Genomic DNA, 8,126 nt, shown 5'->3' on the forward strand with positions numbered 1-8,126 from the left:
GGCTCGTCACGATCCCCATAGCCCATCTTGACTGCGGACCATTTCAGGCAGATGGCATTATCGAGCGTGGGCGTTCTCGTAGGCACTTTTGATCTCCTCCGGCAAATTGTCGGGAATCAGCGTCTTCAGCCGGTCCTCGCCGCCATCTAAAATCGCTTGCTCGTAGTACCAGCATTTGAATCTCAGCATGTCCAGCGCGCGGTGCATCTTCGCGATCTCCGACTCCATGTGGGCCTTTCGCTCCTCGAACATGGCCTTGCGCTTGGGATATGTCGATGGGCCCTCCGCGCACCATTCCATGAACAGCCGGATGTCCTTGATCTCCATCCCCGCCTTCTTCAGGCATTCGATGACTCGAAGCTCCTCGAGTTCCGTATCGCCGAATCGGCGAATGCCCGACGCCCGCCCCAATCCCGGGAACAGCCCCTGCTTGTCGTAATACCGCAGCGTGGAAACGGGCAGACCGAACATCTCCGCTACCTGTCCGATTGTGTACATGGTCCCTCCGGACAAATCTCGAATTTACTCCTTGACCTAAAGTCAGGTTTAGGCATTACCTTCATTCTCGTCAATATGAATCGCGAGTTCAAGGGGTATTCCGTAATGAGCAAAACGGTTTTGATGGTCTCTTCAAGTCCTCGAAAGAATGGCAATTCCGAGACGCTGGCGGATGCTTTCGCCAAAGGCGCACGCTTGCCGGAACGGTTTTCGCCGGCGGCGTGAACGGTGTGGGCGATATCGCCGGACATCCCGCACTTGAGCAAGCGCAACGAATGGGCATGGGAGTCTAGGCGCGGCTCAGCTGCGCGGAAGCAGTTTTGCACTCAAAACCATCGACGGGAGGAATCAAGCATGACGATTAAGCAGACAGCGGGCAGAGATGCCCTGGGGGACTTTGCCCCCAAATTCGCACAGCTCAATGACGATGTGCTGTTCGGCGAGGTGTGGAGCCGAGAAGACGGGCTCTCCCTTCGAGACCGCAGCGTGGTGACGGTGGTGGCCCTGATGGCGCAGGGGCTGACGGACTCATCGTTCCAGTATCATCTGATGTCCGCAAAGAACAACGGGGTGACCAGGGCGGAGATAACGGAAATCCTTACGCATGCGGCGTTTTACGCGGGATGGCCCAAGGCGTGGGCGGCCTTCCGCATGGCGAAGGAGGTCTGGGCGGATAGCGATGCCGCCGACGCAAGAGCTAAGCATCAAAACGAAATGGCCTTTCCCGTCGGTGCCCCCAACGACGCGTTTGCGAAGTACTTTATCGGGCAAAGCTACCTCGCGTCCCTTTCCACCGAGCAGGTCGGCGTCTACAACGTGACGTTCGAGCCCGGCTGCCGCAACAACTGGCACATCCATCACGCCAAGAGCGGTGGGGGACAGATCCTCGTCTGCGTGGCCGGTCGAGGCCGTTACCAGGAATGGGGCAAACCGGCACAGGAGCTGCGCCCTGGCGACGTGGTAAATATTCCCGCGGGCGTAAAGCACTGGCACGGAGCCGCGTCCGACAGCTGGTTCTCCCATCTCGCGGTGGAGGTTCCGGGCGAAGAGGCCTCTAGCGAATGGCTGGAGCCTGTGGACGACGAGCAATACCTTAAAGCGACCGACAAGGAGGCTTAGGCATGGAGCAGCTGAAACTGACGCAGGAATGAGACAAGGTCTTCCCCAAAAACGACAAGGTTGAACACAGCAAGGCGACCTTCCACAACCGATACGGCATCGCGCTGGCTGCCGACGTCTACGTGCCGAAGAACGCGGAAGGCAAGCTGCCCGCTATCGCCGTCAGCGGTCCGTTTGGCGCGGTGAAGGAGCAGTCCTCCGGTCTGTACGCGCAGAAGATGGCGGAGCTGGGCTTTTTCGCAATCGCTTTCGACCCGTCCTATACCGGCGAGAGCGGCGGCACGCCTCGCTATGTAGCATCGCCGGACATCAACACAGAGGACTTCTGCGCAGCGGTGGACTTCCTTTCTGTGCAGGAAAGCGTCGATCCGGAGCGCATCGGCATCATCGGTATCTGCGGATGGGGCGGCATGGCAGTCAATGCGGCGGCCATCGACACCCGCATCAAAGCTACCGCGGCTATGACCATGTACGACATGACCCGCGTGACCGCAAACGGCTATTTTGACGCCGAGGATTCCGAGCAGGCGCGCTTTGAAAAGCGGAAAGCGCTGAACGCGCAGCGCACCGAGGACTATAAAAACAGCAGCTATGCGCTGGCGGGCGGCGTGGCCGATCCGCTGCCGGAGGACGCGCCGCAGTTTGTGGCGGACTATTACGCCTACTACAAGACTCCGCGAGGCTACCATCCCCGCAGCCTGAACTCCAACGGCGGCTGGAATGTGACGTCCTCACTGTCATTTTTGAATATGCCGATTTTACAATATAGCAGCGTAATCCGCTCTGCTGTGTTGCTGGTGCATGGCGAGAAGGCGCACTCCCGCTATTTCAGCGAAGCCGCGTACGGCAAGCTGACCGGGGACAACAAGGAATTGCTCATTATCCCCGGTGCCAGCCACACCGACCTTTACGATCAGATGGACATCATTCCGTTTGGAAAGCTGAAGGCATTCTTTGAGGAAGTAGATACAAGCCCTCGTCAATTGCATTTGCCCAGGTCAGCAAACGGGAATAATAAAACGCGATAATCGGTTTCCGCAGGTTCGGTAACCCCGAATGCCGTCGAATGACGCCGCGAACCTTGCCGTATTCGAGCATGCAATTATTCCCCTAACGGTTCTTCCTGGGCGCCGATTTCATATAGGAATAATGGAACAGCCTCCGAAAAACAGGAGGCTGTTCGCAAGAAAGCATTAATTTACCTGAGGAAATGTCAGAAAGAGGCCTTCCAGTCGGCGTAAGCGGTCTCGTCGACTTCGCCGTGCTCGAGCTCTTTGCGCTTTTTCGCCCTGGACTTGATCGACTGCGAGAGCTTTGGGGCATACGGCGCTTTGGGGTCGACCGCCAGGCCCATGCCGTCCTCGCTGGGCACGAGGCCGTAGCTCTCCTCCAGCTGCAGCAGCAGGGCCATGAGGTCGCGTGACGTCTCGACTCCGTAGTCCTTGAGCGCGCCTACGGAGACCTCGAGCTCCTTCGCGATCTCCTCCAGCAATTCGGACTTCACCGCGCGTATGCCGCTCTCGTAGTGCCTGATCGCGCCCTCGGTGAGCCCCACGGCATCGGCGAGCTGGGCCTGCGTCAGCCCCTTCGCCTTGCGGTACCGCCGAATGTTGTCGCCTGTCGCCATGTGCCCTCCTGTAGATTCATTGGCGTCATTTTATCAGCGTACGCAAATGTACGCGATTCCATTGACGGCACGAATGTGCATGGAGGGATCTGTGCACACGATTGTGCCAAACTTTATGAATGAGCGGTTAAACCAGGATGGTGCAGCTGCCTACAGTGGCTACTTGTTACCTACGGACGCCATGGGCCCGCATTATCTACCGTAGGGGATTGGGGACAAATCCAAGCCTTCTGTGAGCCTTTACAAAAGCTCGCGAAGTCTTTTTGTCCAAAGCGCGAAAGTGCCGTTCTCGACGCATCTTCCGAAATCGTCGCACTCGCACCAGCGATCGGATCTCGCGATTGCAATCATCGAGGCCACGACTAGCTTCGCATCTGCTTTGGAAACGTCCTGGTTTACGATCTGTTCGATATCGAGTTCCAACCCATGCTGCGCCAGAATATCGCCATAGCACTTGTATTCGGGATATGCTTCCGCGAAGGCGTATACATCATGCAGAAAATCGCGCTTTGCATCCCTTATGGCTTGCGGCCACTTCTTGTGATCGCCGTCAGCCTTACCGTCTTCGAGCCCTTGGCCGACCCCTTCGGCACTCGGCAGATTGTAAAAAGCCAGCATCGCGAGGCCTTCCGTCTCGGTCGGGCCATCGTAGGTTTCTCCGGTCTCCGGTCTCATCTCCTCGCAGCCGAATTCGTCTGCCAAATACTTCAATAGCTTTTCGAAACCTTTGGGATATGCATTAGAGCCCCCGTGCGAGCCGTGCCCATCGAAGAGGCTCCATTGTTCGCCGTCGAGCACCGGTGAATCGTAGTAGGCGAACCAATCGTCGGTGCCAAGATCGCGGAGGAATGCCATGAGCGCATCGGCTTGCGTCTTGTCCAATATCCCCTGGTTCTCTCCCTGCTCCAAAAGATGCGACTGGCTGTGGCGGAAAGAGTAAGCCTCTCCGTCTTTGCTGATCTCAAAGGAGGAGTGCCCCTGAAAAAACCCGCCTATGCTAAAGCTGAACACGTCATTATCGAATCCACGCATCGGCCCCTCCGTTCTTTGGCTTTCTGCTGCGTATGTGCACTTGCCCTCATGCGTATTTAATTGGCGTCATTCTATCAGCGTACGAGTTTGTACGCGATTCTATTGAAGTACGGATACGTACGATTATTCTCGGGATTATCAGCGTGCATATTCGTACGAATAGACAGGAGGTCCAAGATGGAACAGCCGGTTGCGCGGACGCAGCGGGTGCTGCGCGATTCCATGAAAGGGCTTTCGGAGCGGCTCCTCGCCGTGTGCGACGCCGATGAGCTTGATGCGGACCTCCAAAGGCAGCTCGCCCTGGTCATGGAGATCTTCAACGGGTTCGGCGAGGTGCCACTGTCCGGAAAGCGCGCAACGCGCAAGAAAGGGCCCAGACGATCTCTTCGGGATGCCTCGGCGCTAACCTGGGCTACGCCCTCGTCGAGCCGCCGCGACACACCGTGACCTTGCATGAGTAGACTCGCCAGCAGAACTCGGGATCGTCTTCGATGCCGTCTTCTCCGAAGCAGGATACTTCTCTGACGCGGCATGCGAGCCATTCGCCGCCGTTAAGGTTTTCGAGAGCTTTCTGGAATAGCTGGTCGTCGTAATCGTGGTAGGGCTCGTAGGGAACTGTGGATCCATCGGCCAGGTGGAACCTGTAGCCCCATTCGCTGATGTCCTCCGAGCACGGACGCACCTCGAGAAGGTCGCCCTCCTTGAGAGAGGCCGCCGACCTCTCGAGGTCCACGTCGCGCTCGGTTTCGCCTTCCTCCCAGGTGGATTCGGACCAAAGGTCCGCTATTCCGATCTTCTTGACGCCCAGCGGAGAGTCGTCCAGGAAATCGTCCGGAGTCACATCCCTGAGGAACGCCTTAGCACCCCGGATAGCGATGGCCTCCTCGAGCGTCCGCGCCTCCGCGTATTCTTCCGTCTTGTAATCTTCGACAGTGAACTGCTCACCCTCGTATTTCTTCGGCCTTGGCAGGCCGAGATCCTTGTCGTTCATTCATCCCGCCTTTCTCGGTTTGCCTGCGGTTACTCGCGGATCTGACTCTTTCTAGTTGAGGCATGAAAGAACCGTCGGCGATTCCGCTTGCGATACCGCCGACACCTCGCATAATAGCCCGCAGATGCTCGCACTCCTTTTCGCCACTCATTATCTCACGGCCACATAAAGCGCAGGAGGCGTTGAAGCACGTGAAAGGGTGAATCGCGACCGCCCCTCAGTCGGCCTGCATGGTTCCGACTACAGGAATCTCTGATAACTTCCACTCCTCAGCGTAGAGGACCTCGTTCTGGGCCTCCAAAATGCGCGCGGCGTCGCCGATGCGCTCGACGCATAGGGCAGGAAGAGGTTCAAGGTGCGCCCCGGGGCCCTCATCGAGCCCCAGCTCGCTATCTCGGGGACGGAGTACCTTTTCATCAACGAGGTGCAAAACGTCGAGGGCTTCGAGGACGTCCTCAACGAGTTCCGCACCGAAGGTGGCTTCTCCATCTTCATCACCGGGTCGAACTCCTACCTGCTCTCGGGCGAACTGGCTACGAAGCTAACCGGGTGCTACATCGAATTCGAGATGCAGACGCTGGACTTTGGCGAGTATTGCCAGATGAAGCGCTTCTTGGGACTGCTCGTGAGCCCGAACCCGGTCGCGGAATTCGATGCCTACATCCTCGGGGGGGCTTCCCGAAGGCAATGGATTACCCCGGGCTCGCCGACAAGCGCGCTTACGTCACGGCGGTAATCCAAGAGATCTTCGAAAAGGACGTCCGTAGGCACGTGAAGATCAAGAACGTCTCCGTGTTCAACCAGGTGCGCGAATACGTCATCAACAACTTCGGCGCCATCATGTCGCTTAGTAACATCCAGTCCGACCTCGAGAGCAAGCGGGGCGTGAAAATCAAACGCGAGACGCTTGCGCGATACCTCCAAACCTTCGAGGACGCGGAGGTCGTCAGCAAGTGTGCCCGCTTTGACCTTAAGTCGCGAAAATCGCTAAGGGGTGAGCAGAAGTACTACCTGGCAGACCTGAGCTTCTACTTCGTCCTCAATACAGACAACCGCATCAACTACGGGCCTGTCCTCGAGAACATCGTCTATCGCTACGCTCGCGTGCGGGGTTACAAGGTCAGCGTTGGACGCATTGGAAAGCTGGAATGCCTTGCTGCGAATGGCGATCAATGCCCGCGATGCTTCTGCTTGCGCTTCAGTTTTCTCTGCTCGTAGCGCGCATCAGCCTCTTCCACACGGCGTCGGCTTCTTGCTTGGGCCGACTTCCGCTTCATCGCTTCCCGCTGTGCCGCGAGCGCCTGTTGTGCCTTGGTGCTCACCGCGGGCCGTTTAAGGGCTTTCGCTGCCTCGCGAGCGCGTCGCTTGGGGTTCTTCGCGGGCTTGCTTGTTTCAGTGGCCTTGTCGCCGAAGAACGAGAGCTTCTCCCATTCGCTTGTAACGAATCGCAGGATCTCCTCATCGGACGGCTCCGCGCCGAAGACGATGCGGGCGACGCCATACCTTCCGCCCTCGACATGCTCCGCCAGCCCGACCCAGAATTGGCCGTCGTGATATACGGTCAGGGTGGACGACACGCTGATCTGCATGGTTGGTTCCTCCTTTATGTAGATGACCATGCAGAGAAGGGACAACCAAGGAGGCAGGTTACTGATGCGGACTAGCGCACGCCCACGACTACCCGACGGGGACTGTGTTTTCATCTCTGGTGGTTGGATTGTAGCATGAGCAGACGTGCCCTTCATCGCTGGCGACATGACATGGTTGGGGCTTACCACCCGACGTGCCCTTGCGCATATCGTTTTCTCGGTTTCGAAACTTTAAAAGACCTTGAGTTTCGAAACCGCGAAGGAGAGTTTAAGCAAGAGACGACGTTAGCTCTGAGTCGATGCTCGAGAAGGGGCTCTCGTCGCTTCTGTTCATCAGGGATGCATTCACGAAGGTCCTCATCGTTCGCGCGGGAGTTCGAACGCGCGCAAATCGATCCGGACGCAAGCGAAGCCCCAGTCAGCTCCATGACTTATGGGAAAGCCGCCCTATGCAGGCTTCTTACCCTTGTTGTGGATGTTGTTGTTTACGGTGTTGTTTGCGTTCGCATTGGCAGAGGAGATGTCGCCGTTGCCCCTCCGTTTTCGTCAGTACCGGGCTGAGTGGCTGCCTTTCAGCCTGCATGCAAGGTGGGCTTGGGCCCAGCGCCGTCTTTTTATAAGCGCTTTAGCGAAAACGTCCTGCTTATCAGGAGGATTTAAGTCCCAATTAAGAAAGGAGCGGAAAGAGAGCCATATGCAATAGCAATGATTTTGCTATTGCATCTTTTGCTTGTATTTGCCTTAATAAACCCTATATAAGAATGAGGCGCAATCGTATCCTTTTACCAATGTTAGTGTCGGAAAAATTTAGCCAAATATAGTCGGCCGAGATTGACCAATCCCGGCCGACCCATTTTGGCCAACACGCCCGCATCTATGACTTTCCTATCGCATTCCTACATCCCCTCGGGCTGGATCCCCCTCACCTTCACCGCCTGGGGGACGGCCTCCACCGAGTACGTGTCGAGCCCCCTGCCGCGGTAGCTCGGGCCCCGCATCACGAACACCGACGCCTTTTCGAGCAGCCTGTCGAGGGCGGCGTGTTGGCGCCACCAGCGTAGTGGCGGCGGGGAGGCACGGTGGCCATTATTCGGTGACCGGGATTGGTCAAAATCGGTTGACTATTAGCGGCTAAAATCGCCCGGCGCTAACACCAAATCTGAGCAAGCGCATGCATGCCCCAGCTCAGATTCAAAAGACTTTGAAAGCGAGATGCCATGAGCAAAAAATGCAGGGTGCTAACCTTTATCGCTGCATTGACACTCTATGT

10 protein-coding genes are annotated in these 8,126 nt (G+C 57.1%); 5 read left to right on the plus strand and 5 right to left on the minus strand.

All coding sequences use genetic code 11. The features are described from left to right. Nucleotides 1-57: 57 nt before the first annotated feature. Complete coding sequence (locus ACQRC0_RS08445; RefSeq protein WP_427729248.1) at nucleotides 58-498, minus strand: MerR family transcriptional regulator; 441 nt, start codon at nucleotides 496-498, stop codon at nucleotides 58-60. A 354-nt stretch (nucleotides 499-852) separates the two neighbouring features. Here ACQRC0_RS08445 and ACQRC0_RS08450 point away from each other — a divergent pair, with 354 nt between their 5' ends. Next, entirely contained in the window at nucleotides 853-1,617 is a 765-nt protein-coding gene (locus ACQRC0_RS08450; RefSeq protein WP_427729250.1) for a carboxymuconolactone decarboxylase family protein, read from the plus strand. Between the two features lie 104 nt (nucleotides 1,618-1,721). Then, nucleotides 1,722-2,645 carry an alpha/beta hydrolase gene (locus ACQRC0_RS08455; protein WP_427729265.1) on the plus strand — a complete coding sequence of 308 codons (924 nt, stop codon included), beginning with the start codon at nucleotides 1,722-1,724 and terminating at the stop codon, nucleotides 2,643-2,645. Nucleotides 2,646-2,830: 185 nt separating this feature from the next. On the opposite strand, the gene ACQRC0_RS08460 is transcribed toward ACQRC0_RS08455, so the two are convergent. Together ACQRC0_RS08460 and ACQRC0_RS08465 are read right to left on the minus strand one after the other, a co-directional pair. Continuing rightward, complete coding sequence (locus tag ACQRC0_RS08460) at nucleotides 2,831-3,244, minus strand: helix-turn-helix domain-containing protein (RefSeq protein WP_427729252.1); 414 nt, start codon at nucleotides 3,242-3,244, stop codon at nucleotides 2,831-2,833. Between the two features lie 240 nt (nucleotides 3,245-3,484). Next, nucleotides 3,485-4,276, minus strand: coding sequence for a hypothetical protein (locus ACQRC0_RS08465; RefSeq protein WP_427729253.1), 792 nt, complete (start codon nucleotides 4,274-4,276; stop codon nucleotides 3,485-3,487). A 177-nt stretch (nucleotides 4,277-4,453) separates the two neighbouring features. Between ACQRC0_RS08465 and ACQRC0_RS08470 the strand changes: the two genes are divergently transcribed. Further along, on the plus strand, nucleotides 4,454-4,723 hold the full coding sequence (locus tag ACQRC0_RS08470; RefSeq protein WP_427729255.1) for a hypothetical protein: 270 nt from the start codon (nucleotides 4,454-4,456) through the stop codon (nucleotides 4,721-4,723). Here the strand turns inward: ACQRC0_RS08470 and ACQRC0_RS08475 are convergent. Continuing rightward, on the minus strand, nucleotides 4,689-5,267 hold the full coding sequence (locus ACQRC0_RS08475; RefSeq protein ID WP_427729257.1) for a hypothetical protein: 579 nt from the start codon (nucleotides 5,265-5,267) through the stop codon (nucleotides 4,689-4,691). The two genes, ACQRC0_RS08470 and ACQRC0_RS08475, sit on opposite strands and share 35 nt — an antisense overlap. A gap of 355 nt (nucleotides 5,268-5,622) precedes the next feature. On the opposite strand from ACQRC0_RS08475, the gene ACQRC0_RS08480 reads away from it, so the two are divergent. Together ACQRC0_RS08480 and ACQRC0_RS08485 are read left to right on the plus strand one after the other, a co-directional pair. Further along, nucleotides 5,623-6,003 (plus strand): ATP-binding protein, encoded by a 381-nt coding sequence (locus ACQRC0_RS08480; protein ID WP_427729259.1) that lies wholly within the window; start codon nucleotides 5,623-5,625, stop codon nucleotides 6,001-6,003. Continuing rightward, nucleotides 5,955-6,485 (plus strand): DUF4143 domain-containing protein, encoded by a 531-nt coding sequence (locus ACQRC0_RS08485; protein ID WP_427729261.1) that lies wholly within the window; start codon nucleotides 5,955-5,957, stop codon nucleotides 6,483-6,485. Before ACQRC0_RS08480 ends, ACQRC0_RS08485 begins: the two co-directional genes overlap by 49 nt. Here the strand turns inward: ACQRC0_RS08485 and ACQRC0_RS08490 are convergent. Then, nucleotides 6,437-6,856, minus strand: coding sequence for a YjdF family protein (locus ACQRC0_RS08490; RefSeq protein WP_427729263.1), 420 nt, complete (start codon nucleotides 6,854-6,856; stop codon nucleotides 6,437-6,439). The genes ACQRC0_RS08485 and ACQRC0_RS08490 overlap by 49 nt on opposite strands. Nucleotides 6,857-8,126 lie beyond the last annotated feature (1,270 nt).

This window comes from Collinsella sp. SGI.033 (assembly GCF_050315135.1).
Taxonomy (GTDB): Bacteria; Actinomycetota; Coriobacteriia; order Coriobacteriales; family Coriobacteriaceae; genus Collinsella.

Bases quoted from the DNA above. Each gene is read 5' to 3' on its own strand.
- ACQRC0_RS08465 (WP_427729253.1), bottom strand. From the start codon at position 4,276: ATGCGTGGATTCGATAATGACGTGTTCAGCTTTAGCATAGGCGGGTTT.
- ACQRC0_RS08445 (WP_427729248.1), bottom strand. From the start codon at position 498: ATGTACACAATCGGACAGGTAGCGGAGATGTTCGGTCTGCCCGTTTCC.
- ACQRC0_RS08450 (WP_427729250.1), top strand. From the start codon at position 853: ATGACGATTAAGCAGACAGCGGGCAGAGATGCCCTGGGGGACTTTGCC.
- ACQRC0_RS08485 (WP_427729261.1), top strand. From the start codon at position 5,955: ATGGATTACCCCGGGCTCGCCGACAAGCGCGCTTACGTCACGGCGGTA.
- ACQRC0_RS08490 (WP_427729263.1), bottom strand. From the start codon at position 6,856: ATGCAGATCAGCGTGTCGTCCACCCTGACCGTATATCACGACGGCCAA.
- ACQRC0_RS08475 (WP_427729257.1), bottom strand. From the start codon at position 5,267: ATGAACGACAAGGATCTCGGCCTGCCAAGGCCGAAGAAATACGAGGGT.
- ACQRC0_RS08460 (WP_427729252.1), bottom strand. From the start codon at position 3,244: ATGGCGACAGGCGACAACATTCGGCGGTACCGCAAGGCGAAGGGGCTG.
- ACQRC0_RS08470 (WP_427729255.1), top strand. From the start codon at position 4,454: ATGGAACAGCCGGTTGCGCGGACGCAGCGGGTGCTGCGCGATTCCATG.